19 protein-coding genes are annotated in these 17,943 nt (G+C 31.9%); 6 read left to right on the top strand and 13 right to left on the bottom strand.

What is annotated here, in order from left to right; genetic code table 11:
- Positions 1-89: 89 nt before the first annotated feature.
- Together cspA and msaA are read right to left on the bottom strand one after the other, a co-directional pair.
- Complete coding sequence (cspA, locus tag KA845_RS09930; RefSeq protein WP_001831260.1) at positions 90-290, bottom strand: cold shock protein CspA; 201 nt, start codon at positions 288-290, stop codon at positions 90-92.
- A gap of 179 nt (positions 291-469) precedes the next feature.
- The gene (msaA, locus tag KA845_RS09935) at positions 470-778 is read right to left on the bottom strand and encodes a regulatory protein MsaA (RefSeq protein ID WP_002511118.1); all 309 of its coding nucleotides are present in this window, start codon (positions 776-778) and stop codon (positions 470-472) included.
- A gap of 262 nt (positions 779-1,040) precedes the next feature.
- Here msaA and KA845_RS09940 point away from each other — a divergent pair, with 262 nt between their 5' ends.
- The 3 genes from KA845_RS09940 to KA845_RS09950 are packed head-to-tail and all read left to right on the top strand — an operon-like array spanning position 1,041 to position 3,123.
- Positions 1,041-1,310, top strand: a complete 270-nt coding sequence (locus tag KA845_RS09940) for an acylphosphatase (protein ID WP_002511123.1) — start codon at positions 1,041-1,043, stop codon at positions 1,308-1,310.
- A gap of 18 nt (positions 1,311-1,328) precedes the next feature.
- The gene (locus KA845_RS09945; protein ID WP_002511124.1) at positions 1,329-1,949 is read left to right on the top strand and encodes a 5-bromo-4-chloroindolyl phosphate hydrolysis family protein; all 621 of its coding nucleotides are present in this window, start codon (positions 1,329-1,331) and stop codon (positions 1,947-1,949) included.
- 37 nt (positions 1,950-1,986) lie between these two features.
- The gene (locus KA845_RS09950; protein WP_002511125.1) at positions 1,987-3,123 is read left to right on the top strand and encodes a toxic anion resistance protein; all 1,137 of its coding nucleotides are present in this window, start codon (positions 1,987-1,989) and stop codon (positions 3,121-3,123) included.
- 89 nt (positions 3,124-3,212) lie between these two features.
- Here the strand turns inward: KA845_RS09950 and brnQ3 are convergent, their stop codons facing one another.
- The 5 genes from brnQ3 to KA845_RS09975 all read right to left on the bottom strand — a co-directional run bounded on the left by brnQ3 (position 3,213) and on the right by KA845_RS09975 (position 8,529).
- A complete protein-coding gene (brnQ3, locus tag KA845_RS09955; protein WP_002511126.1) occupies positions 3,213-4,556 on the bottom strand; it encodes a branched-chain amino acid-like transporter carrier protein BrnQ3 in 1,344 nt (447 codons plus the stop codon).
- Positions 4,557-4,668: 112 nt separating this feature from the next.
- On the bottom strand, positions 4,669-6,561 hold the full coding sequence (locus KA845_RS09960) for a vWA domain-containing protein (protein ID WP_103387902.1): 1,893 nt from the start codon (positions 6,559-6,561) through the stop codon (positions 4,669-4,671).
- 13 nt (positions 6,562-6,574) lie between these two features.
- Positions 6,575-7,366, bottom strand: a complete 792-nt coding sequence (locus KA845_RS09965; protein ID WP_210128019.1) for an ATP-binding protein — start codon at positions 7,364-7,366, stop codon at positions 6,575-6,577.
- A 128-nt stretch (positions 7,367-7,494) separates the two neighbouring features.
- Positions 7,495-7,698: a DUF6501 family protein gene (locus tag KA845_RS09970; RefSeq protein ID WP_021458799.1), complete on the bottom strand. Its 204-nt coding sequence runs from the start codon at positions 7,696-7,698 to the stop codon at positions 7,495-7,497.
- Between the two features lie 18 nt (positions 7,699-7,716).
- The gene (locus KA845_RS09975) at positions 7,717-8,529 is read right to left on the bottom strand and encodes a VOC family protein (protein ID WP_021458798.1); all 813 of its coding nucleotides are present in this window, start codon (positions 8,527-8,529) and stop codon (positions 7,717-7,719) included.
- A gap of 187 nt (positions 8,530-8,716) precedes the next feature.
- On the opposite strand from KA845_RS09975, the gene KA845_RS09980 reads away from it, so the two are divergent.
- Positions 8,717-8,914: a hypothetical protein gene (locus tag KA845_RS09980; RefSeq protein ID WP_002511131.1), complete on the top strand. Its 198-nt coding sequence runs from the start codon at positions 8,717-8,719 to the stop codon at positions 8,912-8,914.
- A gap of 72 nt (positions 8,915-8,986) precedes the next feature.
- On the opposite strand, the gene KA845_RS09985 is transcribed toward KA845_RS09980, so the two are convergent.
- On the bottom strand, positions 8,987-9,559 hold the full coding sequence (locus KA845_RS09985; protein WP_103387901.1) for a dihydrofolate reductase family protein: 573 nt from the start codon (positions 9,557-9,559) through the stop codon (positions 8,987-8,989).
- 237 nt (positions 9,560-9,796) lie between these two features.
- Here KA845_RS09985 and KA845_RS09990 point away from each other — a divergent pair, with 237 nt between their 5' ends.
- Entirely contained in the window at positions 9,797-10,036 is a 240-nt protein-coding gene (locus KA845_RS09990) for a hypothetical protein (protein ID WP_376786197.1), read from the top strand.
- A gap of 276 nt (positions 10,037-10,312) precedes the next feature.
- Positions 10,313-10,861: a helix-turn-helix domain-containing protein gene (locus tag KA845_RS09995; protein ID WP_002511134.1), complete on the top strand. Its 549-nt coding sequence runs from the start codon at positions 10,313-10,315 to the stop codon at positions 10,859-10,861.
- A gap of 96 nt (positions 10,862-10,957) precedes the next feature.
- On the opposite strand, the gene KA845_RS10000 is transcribed toward KA845_RS09995, so the two are convergent.
- The 5 genes from KA845_RS10000 to KA845_RS10020 form a co-directional block, all read right to left on the bottom strand.
- Entirely contained in the window at positions 10,958-11,152 is a 195-nt protein-coding gene (locus KA845_RS10000) for a hypothetical protein (RefSeq protein WP_103387900.1), read from the bottom strand.
- A 405-nt stretch (positions 11,153-11,557) separates the two neighbouring features.
- Positions 11,558-12,832, bottom strand: a complete 1,275-nt coding sequence (odhB, locus tag KA845_RS10005) for a 2-oxoglutarate dehydrogenase complex dihydrolipoyllysine-residue succinyltransferase (protein WP_002511136.1) — start codon at positions 12,830-12,832, stop codon at positions 11,558-11,560.
- A gap of 13 nt (positions 12,833-12,845) precedes the next feature.
- Complete coding sequence (locus KA845_RS10010; RefSeq protein WP_210128021.1) at positions 12,846-15,647, bottom strand: 2-oxoglutarate dehydrogenase E1 component; 2,802 nt, start codon at positions 15,645-15,647, stop codon at positions 12,846-12,848.
- Positions 15,648-15,902: 255 nt separating this feature from the next.
- Positions 15,903-17,258, bottom strand: a complete 1,356-nt coding sequence (locus KA845_RS10015) for a HAMP domain-containing sensor histidine kinase (RefSeq protein WP_002511138.1) — start codon at positions 17,256-17,258, stop codon at positions 15,903-15,905.
- Positions 17,255-17,917 (bottom strand): response regulator transcription factor, encoded by a 663-nt coding sequence (locus KA845_RS10020; RefSeq protein WP_002511139.1) that lies wholly within the window; start codon positions 17,915-17,917, stop codon positions 17,255-17,257. The genes KA845_RS10015 and KA845_RS10020 overlap by 4 nt, the downstream gene beginning before the upstream one ends.
- Positions 17,918-17,943 lie beyond the last annotated feature (26 nt).

Here is a 17,943-nt window from a genome sequence, read left to right on the forward strand (position 1 = left end):
TCGAACATACAAGGGGCTTTAAATCATTATGGACATATAAAAAGAACCTTTTTTAAGGTTCTTTTATAAGTCAATTTATAATCTATAAATTATAGTTTAACAACGTTAGCAGCTTGAGGACCGCGATCGCCTTCAACTACTTCGAATTCAACTGATTGACCTTCTTCTAATGATTTGTAACCTTCTTGGTTAATAGCTGAGAAGTGTACGAATACGTCGTTTTCTCCTTCAACTTCGATAAAACCAAATCCTTTTTCAGCATTAAACCATTTAACTGTACCTTGTTTCATATTGTGAAACCTCCAAGACTAAAATTCATTCAATATGCTTTATTCGCATATTACAAAAAATACGATGTTACAGAAATCTGTTATTACAATATTCTTTGCAATATGGAATAAAACAATTGCTTACTTACAAGTATACGGGATTGCATATTAAAATGCAATACATAATTGAAAAATTCAAATTAGTTAAATTTTGGAAGATCATAATAAACTTTATCATTATTTAAAACAATATAACTATAAAATATTTGTAAATCCTCATCACAATCTTCACAGAATCCTAATTCACAATTGTTATAAAACGCGTGGATATTATGTTTCCCTACTAAAAAATTATCAAATTTATCTTTACTATTATTTATTATAGATCGGTATGCTTCTAACATTTCATCGTAAGTTGAAAACGATTGTTGTTCTATAATATGGTCTGTCCAGTCACTAAATAGCCACCAGCCTTCGTAATCAGCTCTAATTTTTGCAACTGTCCACATGGTTAAAGCTCCCCTTTTTCAAAAATTCATTTTCATATGTATTTTCATTTAATTTTGACATTTGTATTGTTGGCAATAGTTTAATGTAATGTAAATGTGTTAATAAATATGAAATTAACTCTATGTGTAATATTTTAACTTTAATATTGACAAAATCAAGTTTTCTGACTCATACTTTTGGCCGATAAAGGACAGGTAGAAAAACTTAAATATTAGTTTTGTAGAAAAAAATTTCGTATAATAGACCTAAGAGGTGATTTGTATGCTACGTAAACACATTAAAGTATTTGGGATGGTACAAGGTGTTGGTTTTCGTTTTTATACAGAAAGACTGGCGCTTAAATATAATATTGCAGGTACTGTACAAAATGTAGAAGACTATGTAGAAGTTTTTGCGCAAGGTGAACCAGAAGCGCTTAATCATTTTGTTGAAGCAGTTATAGCCGGTGCATCACCTGCGTCACATGTTGAGAACTTTACTGTCGAAGAATTAGACATAGACAAGACACTGACAAAATTTAAAACTATTTAAAATAAAGGAAGATGTAATTTGAGATACAATATTTCTCGTATTTTGGGGATGATAGTCGCGATACCGTTTGCGATTGTAGTATGGTTTATTTCAGTGTTTGCATTTGATATTCAGGCAATTTTTGATGTATTAATTTCAGTTGCTGCGTTTTTGGGTTCTTACTTCCCTACGCAACGCTTATCATCGAGAAAGTATCTTAAAGAAATTGGGTTATCACGGAGAGAGCATCGCTATGTACAACATCAATTAAGCCATGCACAAGACAAGATTAGACGCATATTAAAAGTATTTATTAATGTGAGATCAATTAAAGATTTCAGACAAGTGAATGAAATATATCGTATTGCACGTGCTATTTACTACGCTGTAAAACAGCAACCAGCTAAGTTTTTCTTAGTAGAAAGTTTCTTTTATTCACACATTGATAATGCTTTGAATTTAATTGAAGCATATACTCGACTCTCAAAATCACCCAAAAAATCTAAAGAAGATAAGCAACGTCTAGAACAAACACGTATTACTTTAGATGAAGTTAACCGTACTTTAGTAGCAGACTTAAAACGAATTAACGAAGAAGATTATGAAAAACTAGATATCGAAATAGAGCTAAATAAAATTGAACAAAAACGTCAGAAATGAAGTGAAATATCGACGAAAGAATGGAGCGAGATAGGTTATGACAAGAGAGCAAGATTCAATTAATGCACACCCTCTTGATTCTTTTATTGACGAGCAAGCTGCGAATGAAGGACAAATCATCCAACAAACGAAGCAATTTTCACCAGAAGAGCAAAAAAAGATTGAGGAATTAAGTTCGTCTATTACACCGATGGATCATGATGGGTTATTAAATTTCGGTACCGAAGCACAATCTAATATGTCTCAATTTTCACACCGTATATTAAACGATGTGAAAACATCGGATATCGGCCCGGTTGGAGATTCACTTAATGGTTTAATGGCTAAATTAAAATCAGTTAATCCAGATGAATTAAACCCTGAGAATCAATCAAAATTAAAACGATTCTTCAAACGTACTAAAGCATCTGTGAATGAAATTTTTTCTAAAATGCAATCAATAGGTTCTCAGATTGATCGTATTTCTATTGAATTAGACAAACATAAAACGAATTTGAAAAAAGATGTTGAGTTATTGGATCAGTTATATGACCAAAATAAGGACTATTTTGACGATTTAACATTATATATTGAGGCAGCAAAACGTAAAAAACAATTGATTGAAAGTACAGAATTACCAAAATTACAAAAAGAAGCACAAAATTCTAATAATCAAATGGTAGTGCAAGATGCCGCTGATTTGAGTCAATTTGTAGAACGTTTAGATAAACGAATATATGATTTACAACTGTCAAGACAAATTGCCATCCAAACAGCACCGCAAATTCGAATGATACAAAATGTTAACCAAGCGTTAGCGGAAAAAATTCAAAGCTCTATTTTAACTAGTATACCTTTATGGAAAAATCAAATGACAATTGCCTTAACTTTAATGAGACAACGTCATGCAGTATCCGCACAAAAAGCAGTTACTGATACAACGAATGATTTACTGTTGAAAAATTCTGCACTATTAAAACAAAATGCTATAGAAACTGCCACAGAAAACGAGCGTGGTGTAGTAGACATAGAAACATTGAAAACGACTCAAAGTGATATTATAGAGACGATAGAACAAACACTTCAAATTCAAAAACAAGGTAGAGATAAACGTAAACAGGCTGAAGGTGAACTCAGCGAGCTAGAGGGAGAACTAAAACAACATTTATTGGATATGAAAAATAAACCACAATAATTATGGTTAACATCGTGTAACTTCCCTATTACATTGATTAATAAAACAAGCACTTCCCTTTTTGGGAAGTGCTTGTTTATTAGTGTTAATTATTCTTTTTCATAGACAATCGGTTGTTCATTTTTGACTAAAGTAGCCACAATATAACCTATAATTGTAAATAATACGGCAATTGGGAACCACTCTAATGAATATTCTTTTAACGGTAAAACATCAATGAAGCTTAATTTAATCCAACCTTGAGTGTGGACAATACTTAAAATTGCAATGATAGTTACCGCTGTAACTGGAATTCTTTGTGCGATTGGTTTTGTTGGTACAATACGTGCAATTAAAATGAGTAATACTGATGTGATAGCGATTGGGTATACAACACTTAAAACCGGTACTGACATTTTAATTACTGAGTTCAATCCTTGGTTTGCTAGGATAAAACTGATAATTGTAAAAATAACTGCAAATACTTTGTACGATACTTTAGGTACAATTTTATGGAAGTATTCGGATACAGATACAATTAAACCACACGCAGTTGTTAAACAAGCAAGCGCTACAATAATACCTAACACATACTTACCAAGTGAACCAAAACCAGTTGTAGCAATGGTCGTCAATAGATATGTACCAATATTTTGATCTTTAGCAGTTAGACTGGCAATTTTATCTGGCGATATATTCATATGATTTCCAATAAAGCCTAAAGAAATATAAATAAACAATAATGCTACTGCTGCAATAACACCTGCTAATAATGTTTGTTTAAATATTTGATTTGCATGAGTGAGTCCTGTAGATTTCACAGCATTAACTACAATCATTGAAAATGCAATTGCTGCAATCGCATCCATAGTCAAATAACCGTTTGTAAATCCTTGTGAAAAACCTGCTAAATTAGATGTAAATAGCTCTGATTCCTTACTTGCTGAATTACTTCCAAAATCAATAAAACCTTTAATAATCATAGCTAAAATAGTAATTAACAATAATGGTGTTAATAAAGATCCGATACGATCTACCATTTTAGTTGGATTAATACATAAATATAAAACAATTAAGAAATAGATAACTGTAAAAATAAATAAAGCAAGACTACTATTTGTATGTGCAATTGGCGTTACAGTCATTTCGAATGATGTTGAAGCTGTACGCGGAATCGCAAACAATGGTCCAATCGTTAAGTAAATAACAATTAGAAAAACAATAGAAAACTTAGGTGATATTTTATTTAATGAACCGATATATCCCTCTTTATCTAATGCGCCTACCACTACTCCCAATAATGGTAAACCGATCCCTGTAAGTGAAAATGCTAAAATAGACGGCCAAAAGTACTGTCCACTATCTAGGCCTAAACTCGGTGGGAAAATTAGGTTACCTGCTCCAAAAAAGATAGCGAAAAGCATGAAACCTATAATCCATGTATTTTTATTCATATTTTATACTCCTTCAATCTTTCCAAAAATATAATATTCATTATTCTACCACGATTAACGACAATAAGTCTATATAACTTTTCAGAATATTTTAAACTATTGCTAAAATCGGTTAAAAAGATTTTAACAATAGTTTTTTGAGTAATGGTGAAAGCTGAATTGGTAAGTTTTCAACACCTTCTACGAACAACGCAAATTGTCCGTAAATATTGTGTATCGTTTGTTCGATATCTTCGGTAATAGGTTCTTGACTTAAAAATACATTAAAAACTTCAATCCCCATTTTACGTGCAGTTTCTACGGATTCATAAGTATCTAAAATACCATCCTGACTGTAGTTATATGCAGAAGGCTCGCCATCTGAAAAGACAATTAAAAATCGTTGATTATGAGAACGTCTGAGTAGTCTTTCACTTGCAATACGTATAGCAACGCCATCTCTGTTATCATCTTGGGGTTCTAACGCGATAATACGTGGTCCTTCATTTGAATAGATAGATTTATCATAATGAATGATTTCATCTATAATGTTTGGTTGCGTATTTTCGTCAGCTTCAAAGGCATCTTCATTAAAAGCTAAAATTTCATGTTTTACATTTAATGATTTTAACGTTTCATGGAATAAGACTACACCTTTTATGGTTTCGTCCATTTTATCTTGCATACTGGCTGAGGCATCTATTAATAAAGTGAAAGTTGCATCAAATGACTGACTTAAATCTTGTTTTTTATAAAATAATTTATATTGGTCATCAATAAACCAATTTAATAAGTTTTTTTGTAGTCGTCCTTTGGTTAAATTATGGCGTTCATCATCATGTTCACGATCAATTGTTTTTTTAATGATTTTGATTAAATCTTTAGTTTCAAAAGCTACATCTTGTTCTACTTCTCTATAAGCTTGCTGAAAATCAGGTTTTATTTCTGGAACGCGCCAATCAATATCAACATTTTCATTAATACCAGTCAGAGCAAATAGATTATTACTTCCTAGTGAGCCGCCCTCTTCGTTGTCTATAGTTTGGTTAGAACCTTTTCCTTTTTTAAGTTGCATATCGGTCATATCATCACTAGGATCGCCTTCACGAGCAGTATCATTGTCACTTGCAACGTCACTATTAGTGCCTTCATGAAGTTCCATTTCTAAATATGCACCACCTGAAGATTGACTGTCAGCACTTTTAGTTTCCGCTTTTTCGCTCTCGATATCTTCAGAATTCTCTTGTTCATTAGTACCATCAGTGTTACTAGCATCTGTACGACGCAAGTCTTCAAAAGACTGCGTTTCCATAGCACTATAAACTTGTTTAGGTAGATGATAATACTCATTAAGCATATCTTCTTTTAATATATCGTCTATTTGATACATGATTCGATCAGCTAAAAATTTGTTGTCTTCAGAGTTTTCATTGTAGAAAAAATTAGGTAAATACTGGTACATATTAACTAAAATATCATCAATTCGTGGATGAATATGAGGAATGTCATAAAAGTTTTCAGTTAAAAATGAGTGCGCCAAGTGCAATAATAATAAATCAGTAAATGTTGTTTTGGTTTTATAGACATTTATCTGTGTCTCTATAAATTGCTGTCTTACTTTATTTCTTAGAATAATTGCTTTTTGCGTACTAGGTCGTTCTTGTATAATGATATTTAAAATTCTTTTATCTTCGAGCAATTTAAATAACTGTTGATAAAACTTCGTGTGAGTAAATGATTCTACATTATTAATCACATCATTAACGACTGTTGAATCCATTAACTGGTATCCGTATGCTGCAAGCATGACATCTGTTTTTAAACCTGCAGTTTCAATATGTGTTGGTCGATGTGACCAAAAAGAGCTTGTTATCAACACATTATTGATTGGATCGAAATAAGGGAATTTTTGAATTTTGACATGTGTTTCTTTGTTTTTTAGTAATAATCTTGACAAGTCTTGTAACATCATTACTTGTTTGGCATCTAGTTGTTCGTCGTTAAATTTTATAAAACGATCACTCATAACTTATCCCTCACTAAAAGTTTAATTCAACCGCATTGATGATAGCTTGTTGTTCTCTCTCGTTTTCTAATTTATCTATAATTGTCCGCTGTATTGCCCTTTCAATTGGCATAATTGTTGCTAAATCACTTAAGTCAATTAATGCACGAATACTAGCAGCCTCTTCAGAAATTTGTCCTTGTTTTGTCATTGTACGTAAATCTTCATTGAATTTAATAATACGTGAAATTAAATTGTCGTCATCTAGTTGGCTTTGCTCTTTAATAACATTACCTAACGTATCACCATCTATATAATCCACTTGTATAACGACAAAACGGTTTTTCAAAGCTTCGTTCATTGGCAAGGTACCAATATAACCTTCGTTGATTGCTGCTATTACATTGAACCCAGGTTCAGCTTTAACAACTTCACCAGTAAATGGATTTGTTAGTTTTCTACGATAATCAAGTACACCATTTAAAATTGGCAATGTTTCTGGTTTAGCCATGTTGATCTCATCAATATATAAAATATGTCCTTCTTTCATTGCTTTAATAACAGGGCCGTCGATAAAAACAATTTCTTGTTGGCCTTCACTATTGGTTTGAATTGTTTTAAAGCCTAACAAACTTTCAGCATCTAAATCAACAGAACAATTGACTTGATACATCGGTGTTTCTATTGTTTCGCTTAATGTTTCAGCTAACTTAGTTTTACCTGAACCGGTTGGTCCTTTGAGTAATATATTTTTATTTAATCGTAATAATGCCGAAGCATCATTGAATATAGTTTCATCAGAATTGATATATTGTGTTTTTACCATGAAAAATAGCTCCTTATAATCAGTAAATGTGTTGTCATTAAAAAAGAGACTGGAGTAAAAAATCACCCTAGTCTACTATTCTAATCATGTATTACTCATGTTTAATATTAATGTCTTTTAGTTAGATGTTAAACTTCTTTAAAATAAGTTTTATAATAACCACCAACTAAACCAGCATTATCAATAATTTGATAATAATCTTCGGTTTCATTGATGACGTCATATTGTTTGCCTACTGTCAACATATCAGATACTTTAAACTTTTGTGCATTTGTATGCACAACTTCTACTTTCTTAAGTGGTTCATGTGTTTTCCATGTTTCGTGTAGCATTTTTATAAAATCCTTTCATTACTTTGTTTTTTCTAATGTTAAAATAAATGTAATTCCGCTATTTTCTGAAATTCTTAATGATTGGGCGTCACCTTGATCAAGTGTTTGGTATGGAATGCCAATAACTTCTAATTGTTGTAAAGCATGTTGATATTCCTCTGTTGATTCAGTTGCGAATTCTATTTGTTCTACAATCCCATGTGCAGGCATGTTAATTTCTTCGGCAGCAGGATATAAATGCAATTCGCCCCCTAATCCACCATCACCAATTTTGAAAACTTGAACTTTGAAATCATCGTTGTCCGATGCAACATATTCTGCGTAATGAGTAAGATTAAACACTTTAGACAAAATAGATTGTGTTAGTAATGGTTCATTCACTTTTATAATAACCGGTGCAAGTCCTTGAATTTGATGCAATGGATTCACTGAACTATCAAAAGATGGCATACCTAAAGGTGTCCCACTATTATGCTCATTGGAGTAAATGGCAAATTGTTGCCCATCATGATCTTTAAAGTGAAAGTATTGATGATCGTTTAAAGTTGTAATAGCGCTATAGTCTATACCAACATCTTTCAAAATAGCTTGATACTCTAATAAAGCTTCATCTGTGGGTACACGTAAGCCAATGCTGTTAATTTGGTTGTTCGCAATATTATAGTTAGGAATTTCTACTACATGTACACGAGTACCAGACGCTAAGTCTGCATCGCCAAAACGTAAAGCATGCTTTTTTTGTCCAACAGTCATACCTAGCACATCAGTTAATAGTGCTTGAGATTTGTTTAAATCGCTCGTTCCAATCGTAACACTTCTAAGACCATTCATTCATAGACACCTCAATACATTCTTTTGGTTTATTATAACGTATTTTCTAATTAATTTATAGAATGAACTTTGAATATGTTGAATTAACAAGAAACAAAGTTGATAAAATGATATTTTGTATTAAAATAAAGATATAAACAACTAATATTATCTTATTAACAATAATATTAAATAAGGAGGTTTTTGAATGATTAACTTCTTATTATTATTTGGCATCACAGTATTAATTGCAGTGTATTCAGGCATTACATTCTTTACGAATTTGAAAAATAAAAACAACCAAAAGTCGTCCAAAGATAAAGCGCCAAATAATAAAATTTTCGGTATAGTATTTGTTGTATTTTTAATTATTGCCATTATCGAAGTCATTGTCTACTCAATTTAAGCAACTTTAATGGCATACAAACTAGTAAACAACAAGTGTTAATCGAATCCTAAGTCAGATGCAGTGTTAAGTTTAACTGTTTTCTGACTTATTTTTTGTACTTTGACGATAAATTAATTGTACTACTCCACTTTTGTAAGTATTTACTGTAGAGAGTTCTAACTGTTTTTGGTTGTTAATAGCTACAAAAAGTGGCTTACCAGCACCTAAAATAATAGGATGCACAGCTAACTGCAATTCATCGACTAAATTTTGATTTAAAAATGTTGTGATAATACTAGAGCCACCGTAAAGCCAAATATCTTTGCCGGGTTGAGCTTTTAATTGATTTACAGTGTTGGCAATATGATTATTAATATAAGTAGTTGTAGGATTAGAGTATTGTAGTGTACGACTAAAAACATATTTGTGGGTGTTTTGCATTAATTCCCACATATGATATTCACTTTGCGGAGTATTGCTATTAGGTTGATATTCGGTCCATAAATCATAACTTTTGCGTCCAAACAGAATCGTATCAATTTGTTCTAAAAATTTATCGAATTGCATATCATCTTCCATAATGCACCAATCAATTTCACCGTTTGGCCCTTCTATAAAACCATCTAAAGTTACTGCAAGATTTAAGATTACTTTTCTAGTCATAAAACCCCTCCTTAAATTTTTAATTATGAAAATATGCTTTATCAAAAAGTTAGTTATACACTAGCTTATTTTAAACTATGAAACAGACATATTACAGTAGAAAGTTAATGTTTGATCATTAATTTGTTGTATATAACAATTGAAATTTATTATTAAAAAGTTCAAACATACTTTTGTTTTAGCTCATTTCACTAGTACAATGTGATATGTAGCATTTAAATCACTAACAATTTGGAGATGGTAATTTTGAAAATAGCCCGATTTATTTCTGTACTCTGTACAGTGTTATTAATCATTGTATTAATTTATGGACTAATAATGATGATTGGTGACTTTATGGGAGTGACGACATTTAATAATCAATTCCTCATTATTGGTATTGCTATAGTTTTATTAAGTAATTTATTTCAACAATCAAAACCCCGAGTGTCTATAGCATTATTAATTATCGGTATCATTCTTATTTTTATCGGTTAATATTATAGTGAATGAAGTTTACAATTTGGATTTTATAATAAAATCTTTAAAGCAATGTCTATCAACAGACGTTGCTTTTTTAATTTATAGTTGTGCTGACAGTGTATTTACTAGTTAACACAAAAGTTCTTGTTGCGGTTCAAATAGGCATTGAGACGGTAAATAAAGACCTCCCCCACCTCTATAATTTATATAAAGCACAAATAGTTAACTTTAACGATTGTTCTTTGTTTTGTTCTTTTTGTACGTTATAATGACCTTTGAGGTGTATAAATTATGAAAGAAATTAATGAAATTATATCTGACAATATAAAGTTATTTAGAAAACAACATGGTTATTCACTAGACCATTTATCAGAACTTACAGGAGTTAGTAAAACAATGTTAGGTCAAATAGAACGTAAAACATCAACACCATCTATTACTACGTTATGGAAAATTGCTAGTGGATTAAAAGTATCTTTCACAGAATTAACGCAAGAAAGTGATGCTATCATTAACAAAATAACGTTAGATCAGACACAAGCACTATCTTCAGAGCACAACAAATATCAAATATTTTCTATATTTAAATTTGATATTGAAAGAAAAATTGAAAGTTTTATGGCTGTCATTGAACCAAGTGGAAAAATTAGTGTATCTCCTCATGGTGCTGGCTCTATGAAGTATATAACGGTATATGATGGGACAGTAACAATTACATTAGATGGAGAAAAGTTCATTTTACAGCAGCATGAATCTATTAAATTTAATGGCAATATGTTTCATCAATATAACAATGAACATAATGAAACTGCACGGTTACATATCGTTATACATTATTAATTTACGTAATGACGGTAATGAAATAAAAATACAACGACGCTGTGCGCCGTTGTATTAAGATTAATTAACTATTTCATATTAAAGCTTTAATATTAGCTATTGTTCTTTATTTTTCTGAAGAATTTTTTGTATTTTCTCAAGGTTTGCCTTAAAATCTTTTTTAGATTGCTCACTATCATAATATTCAGGGTCGCTCTTTCTAATTAATTCTCCGTCTATTCTCCACTTGTCATGCAGTGTAAGTGGTTTGCGCTTTCTATTTCTACTTGTATTGTGTTCATTTTCAGTCATGTTCAACACCTCACAAATTTATCGTTTGCAAGTATAATAACACCTTACGCATATATTCGTACAATGTCTCTAATTTGAATTTTAAGCCCGTTTTTAGCGCATAGCGCAGTTAGATAATTCACGTGTTTAAGGATGAGATTCATAGCATAAGTAACGTATATACGAGGCTGTACGCCAAATTTATATCATGTATCCATATAAAAGATAAAGGCTACTCAATTAAGAGCAGCCCAATAACGTGAAAAGTTGATGTTTAGATTAACAGTCGCCATGTTAATCTTACAAATACTTAAGCTAATAAAGGAGAAGTTTTATGGGAATTTCCCACAAATGAATAAATACATAAAAATACAACGACGCTGTGCGCCGTTGTATTGAGGTTAATAAACTATTTTATGTTGTGTATTAAGATTCTAATAGTAAATCTTCTGGGTTTTCAATTAAATCTTTTATTGTTTTCAAGAAGCCTACTGCCTCTTTACCATCAATGATACGGTGGTCATAGCTTAATGCAATGTACATCATTGGACGGTTTTCAATAGTTTCTGCATCAATAGCAATTGGACGTGTGATGATAGAGTGCATGCCTAGGATTGCTGCTTGACTACCATTAATGATTGGCGTTGACATCATTGAACCAAAAATACCGCCATTTGTAATAGTAAACGATCCGTTGACCATATCATCTAAACCTAATTTTTTATCACGTGCTTTAACTGCTAAATTAGCAATTTCAGCTTCAATTTCCGCAAAGTTCTTCTTATCACAATCTCTAACGAATGGTACAAGTAAACCATCATCTGTAGAAACAGCAACACCAATGTCGTAGTATTCTTTAGTAATCATGTCATCGCCATCGATTTCAGCGTTAACTTCCGGATACTTTTTCAATGCTGCAACAGCTGCTTTTGTGAAGAATGACATGAAACCAAGTTTAGTGCCATCATGATCTTTAATGAATTGTTCTTTTTTACGTTTACGTAAGTTCATAACGTTTGTCATATCAATTTCATTGAAAGTTGTAAGCATTGCTGTATTGTTTGATACTTCTAGTAATTTTTTAGAAGCAGTTTTCTTACGTCTCGACATTTTTTCACGTTTAACTGGTTTTGAAGGTTTTTGAGCTGCTGGAGCTGGTGTTTCTTGTTTTTTACTACTTTCAGCCGGTTTATTGTTTGAAGCAGCTGCTCCATTTTGTTGTTGATCAACATCTTCTTTACGTACAACATCGTTTGATTTTGCTGCCACGTCGTTTAAATTAACGCCTTTTTCACGAGCATATTTACGTGCTGATGGTGTTGCATTAACGCGTTGTGTTGAATCTGTAGAGTCATTTTGTTCTGCTTTTGGTGCTTCATCTGAAGTGGACGCTGCCTCTCCAGTTGAAGATGCTTCAGTTGATTGTTGTGATGAAGTATCTTCATTGCTGTTACTTGCATTGCCTGAACCTTCTCCTACAACTGCAACAGCTTGACCAACTTCAACAGTATCACCTTCGTTGGCTAAAGTTTCTTGTAATACACCTGCTTCTTCTGAAACTACTTCAACATTGACTTTATCTGTTTCTAATTCGAGAATAGCTTCACCTTTATCGACGCTATCTCCTACTTGTTTTAACCATTCTGCAATGGTACCTTCTGTGATTGATTCTGCTAATTCTGGAACTTTTACTTCTGGCATGCCTAACTTCCCCCTAGTTATTATTTGTGCTTTGTTCAATTATCATATTTTGTACGAGTTTGTGAATTTCGCCATCACCTTCAGCTGGTGCTGCACGTTGGATACGTCCGTGATAGCTTAAATCATATTTGTCTACAGTTAACTCTTTTAAGTATGGATAAACAAATGACCATGCGCCTTGGTTTTTAGGTTCTTCTTGTACCCAAGCGACAGTTTCTAAGTTTGGTAAATCATTTAAAATAGCTTCTATTTCTGATGCTGGGAATGGATATAATCTTTCAACAGCAATTAATAAAATAGAATTGTTTGGATTTTTAGCCAAATGCTCTTTTAAATCGATAAACATTTTACCTGACGCTAAAACCACTTTTTTAACAGCTTCTTTATCATGTTCTTCAGTTAAAATTGGTTCAAATTTGCCTGAAGTAAATTTAGAAATTGGATCTGAAACTGTTTTATTACGCAATAAACTTTTTGGAGACATAATTACTAATGGTCTCATTGATTGAGTACCTAAATTAGCAGCTTGCGCTCTAAGTAAATGGAAATAGTTACTTGAGCTTGAAAGATTTGCAACAGTCATATTATTTTCGCCCGCAAGTTGTAAAAATCTTTCAAGTCTTGCAGAAGAATGTTCTGGTCCTTGACCTTCAAATGAATGAGGTAATAATAATGTTAAACCTGAACGTTCTCCCCATTTAGCTCGTGCACTAAATAAGAAATTATCAAAAATCATTTGCGACATATTTGAAAAGTCTCCGTATTGTGCTTCCCAAATAGTCATACAATCTTTATTTTGTACATTATAGCCGTATTCAAAACCAACTACAGCTGCTTCTGATAATGGTGAATTATAAACTGTGAAAGTAGCTTTTTGATTTGGAACATGATTTAACGGTATAAATGTATTGCCATTTTCTGAATCATGTAATACTGCATGACGATGACTAAATGTACCGCGTTCGCTATCTTGCCCAGTCAAACGAACTGGTTTGCCATCTTGTGTAATAGTCGCAAAGGCCAATTGTTCAGCTTGAGCCCAGTCTACTAATCCATCTTCAGAGTTAAATGGTTCTTTACGTTTTTCTAATACTTTGTTTAGTTTTTTCAACACAGTAAAATCAGACGGATAAGATAGCATAGCGTCATTTATTTCTTGTAATTGTTCAAAAGTAAATTGACGATCATCACCTTGTAAAGGTTGTTGTAAACTCTCAGGTTTTTGCATATCTGGATTATCCATTTTGTCATTTTTATCGATTTTATCATGTGCAGCACGTAATGTTTTTTGAACTTCATCAAAAATATTATTCATTTGATCCTTCGAAATAATACCTTCTTCAACTAATTGATTACCATATAAAATATCGACTGGATCATGATCACGTATTTGTTGATATGGAACTGGATTAGTGATTGATGGTTCATCCATTTCATTGTGTCCATAACGGCGATAACCAACTAAGTCAATAACCACGTCTTTATCGAATTCTTTTCTGAATGCCATTGCAATTTCAATAGCTTCGATAGTGGCTTCTACATTATCTGCATTAACATGCATAATTGGCACATCATAGCCTTTTGCAACATCAGATGAATACGTTGTAGAACGTCCGTCTTCAGGTTCTGTTGTGAAACCAATTCTATTATTTGTAATAATATGTAGCGTACCACCTGTATAATACCCATCTAAATTGCCAAGGTTCATTGTTTCAAAATTGATACCTTGTCCAGGATAAGCTGCGTCACCATGAATTAAAATTGGCATAGATTTATTAAATTCAGTTGTTGTCGAGCCTGCTTTTTTAGTGTCATCTTGTGTTGCTCTTGTTTTACCAATAACAACTGGTGCAACAATTTCTAAGTGACTTGGGTTATTAGCAAGTGAAATACGTTGTTCAATACCATAAGAAGATGTTGTTTTCACGCCACCTAAATGGTATTTTACATCGCCTGTCCAGCCTGAAGTCAGGTATAAACTACCGTCTTCTGGTGAGAATTTCATTGGATCAGTGTGCATAAATTCAGATAACATCATTTCATATGGTTTTTCTAGCACGTGTGTTAAGACGTTAAGACGTCCTCTATGTGCCATACCAATTTGAATGTTTTGTATACCTTCATTACCTGCTAATTTCAATGTTTGTTGTAACATTGGTACTAGTGTATCGACGCCTTCAATTGAGAATCGCTTTGCGCCTACAAAGTTTTTATGCAAATACTTTTCAAAACCTTCGACATGTGCAAGGTTTTGAAATAATTCAATTTTTTGATTGTCATTTAGTGTGGCTTTATAAGGTGTCTCTATACGACGTTTTAACCATACACGCTCTCTATTATTATTAATGTGTGTATATTCAAAGGCAATAGGACCTTTGTAACGTTTTTCCATACGAACAATAGCCTCGTATGCGTTGTCGTAAATATCTTTAAAATGTTCAGATACAATACCAGCCGAAATACTTTCCAAAGTCTCTTTATCAAGATTAAAATCTTCAATATTTAACTTTGGTACATGTTTTCTTTCAGGACGATTAACTGGATAAATATCTGCCAATAAATGCCCGTATTGACGTATATTATCGATTAATCTCATAACACGTTTGATCGTGCTATCTGCTTTGGTATTAGCGCTTTGAACGCCTGATTTGGTTTCGATGTTAGCTTCACCGTTTTTAATTGTACTAAAAAGGACTTGCAAATCTTCAGGGACTGCAGTCGGATCTTCTAAATAGTTGTCATACAAATCAAGAATATATCCTAGATTTGTCCCGAAATTTACAGGTGCCTCAGTTACCTGTCTTTCGTTGCTCATTTTACACCCTCCACAAAATAGTTGAAACGCTTACAAATCAATAATAGCATTAAATCAATTGAAATTAAAGTAGCAAAAGCTTGTATAACGCAAAAATCAATCAACAAAATAAAATTGCTATTGTATCTATATTTTGATGCTTTCTTTATTGATTAAAAAGTTGCTGTAATTAAAAAAATAACTACAATCAGTTGTACTTTGCCCTTCTTTTCGACAAACTAATCATAGTTATTTTTGTATTATTATATTTAATTGTTAAAATGTAATTTTAAATGTAGTATAACTTCCTAATTCACTATCAACTTGAATTGTTCCACCATAGTATTCGATTATTTTTTTCGCAATAGACAGTCCTAAGCCGTTGCCACCTAAGTTACGTGCACGAGATTTATCTACTCTATAGAAACGGTCAAAGATAAATTCAATATCTTCTTGCGGAATACCTAAGCCATGGTCAGTAATTTCTATTGAAATTTGTTTGTTTTTAAGACCGGTTTGAATTGTTATTTGTTTGTTTTTCTGGTCATATTTCATGGAGTTATCAATAAATATAATCAACACCTGCTCGAATTGATAGCGATTGATTTTAATATTTAAAGGTTTAGGATATGGTATAAATTCAAAGGTATAATCTTGGTGCAAATGTTCAACAGATTTAATGCGTGACTTAATTTCTTTATTAATATCTACTATTTCTATTTCACGCTCGTTTACATTGTTATTGTCTTTAGTTAATAGTAAAAGTTCTTCGATTAATTTAGTAATTCTAGTCATTTCTTCTAGTGAAATATTTAATGATTCTTCTAAGATTGCAGGATCTTTTTTACCCCACCGTTGTATAAGATTTAAATGACCTTGAATAATTTGTAATGGTGTACGCAATTCATGCGATGCATCTTCTACAAATTGTCGTTGCTGATTAAATGATTCTTCTAATTGAGCCATCATTTCGTTGAATGTATCAATTAAATTATCTGTTTCTTCATAATTTGTAGGCAATTGTAATTGTTCTTGGAAACCATCCCTTCTAATTTGTTGCATTTTATTAGACATTGTAATGAGTGGTTTAGTAATTTGTGATGACACAAAATAACTGATAATAGCTGTTAAAATAGTAGCAATTATTCCAAAAGCAAAAGCGAAAAAGTAAAGCGAGTTTACTAATGTATTATAATTATCTAATGAATGAACAATCATACTGTAACCATCAAAATTATCATTGTGCACGCTATTTGTAACGATTAGGTAATCTTTGTTGCCAGTACTTTCGATTTCAATCTGATGAAATTTAGATGGCTTTAAAGTTGGAGAATACTTAATGGAATTGTCATTTGATGTTTCGATAATTTGTTGGCCGTGATCATCAAACAAAATAACTTTTTGAAAATTACCTAATGATGCATTTAAATCTAGTGGCGTAATATCTTTAATATGTTGCGATTGAAATAAGTTGTTAATATCGTTTGAACTACGTTCTGCCTCGCTAACTTCATTGTGCCTCAAAGCACTACTTAAATAGAATATAATAATCAAACTAAAAATTAATATAGTAGAAAATGTGATTGTAGTAGTGATAAGCATCCATTGAGTTTTTAATTTACGTTGTTTCATCTTCGTATCACGTATCCTACGCCTCTAACAGTTTCTATGTAGCTATCTTTATCAAAAGGTTTCAACTTATTACGTAAGTAACGAATATAAACATCAACTACATTAGTTTCTACTTCTGAATCATAGCCCCATACATATTCTATTATTTGTTCTCGCTGCATAACATGATTAATATTTTCAGCAAGTAATAATAATAAGTCATACTCAGTTTTAGTGAGTCCAACATGTTCACCATTAACAGATACTTTAAATGCACCTTTATCAATTACTAAACCATTAATGTTAATCTCATTTTTTTGTGGTTGTCGTCTTAACATAGCACGAATTCGTGCCAGTAATTCTTCTATATCAAATGGTTTTACAATGTAATCATCTGCACCATAATCTAAACCAACAACTTTATCATAGGTGTCACTTTTCGCAGTTATCATGATAATAGGTGTATTTTGAACTTGACGTATTTGACGACATATCTCCAAACCGTTGATATTTGGTAACATCAAATCAAGTAAAATCAAATCAAACTCATATTCCAATGCTCTGTCTAAGCCGGTTTGTCCATCATTTTCAATTTCAACTTCATACGCTTCGTGTTTTAGTTCTAATTCGATAAAGCGAGCAAGGTTTTGCTCATCTTCAACAATTAATATTTTTGTCATACATCGCACCTCATATGCATCTTAGT

This window comes from Staphylococcus sp. GDX8P114P-2 (assembly GCF_017892945.1).
Lineage (GTDB): Bacteria > Bacillota > Bacilli > Staphylococcales > Staphylococcaceae > Staphylococcus > Staphylococcus arlettae.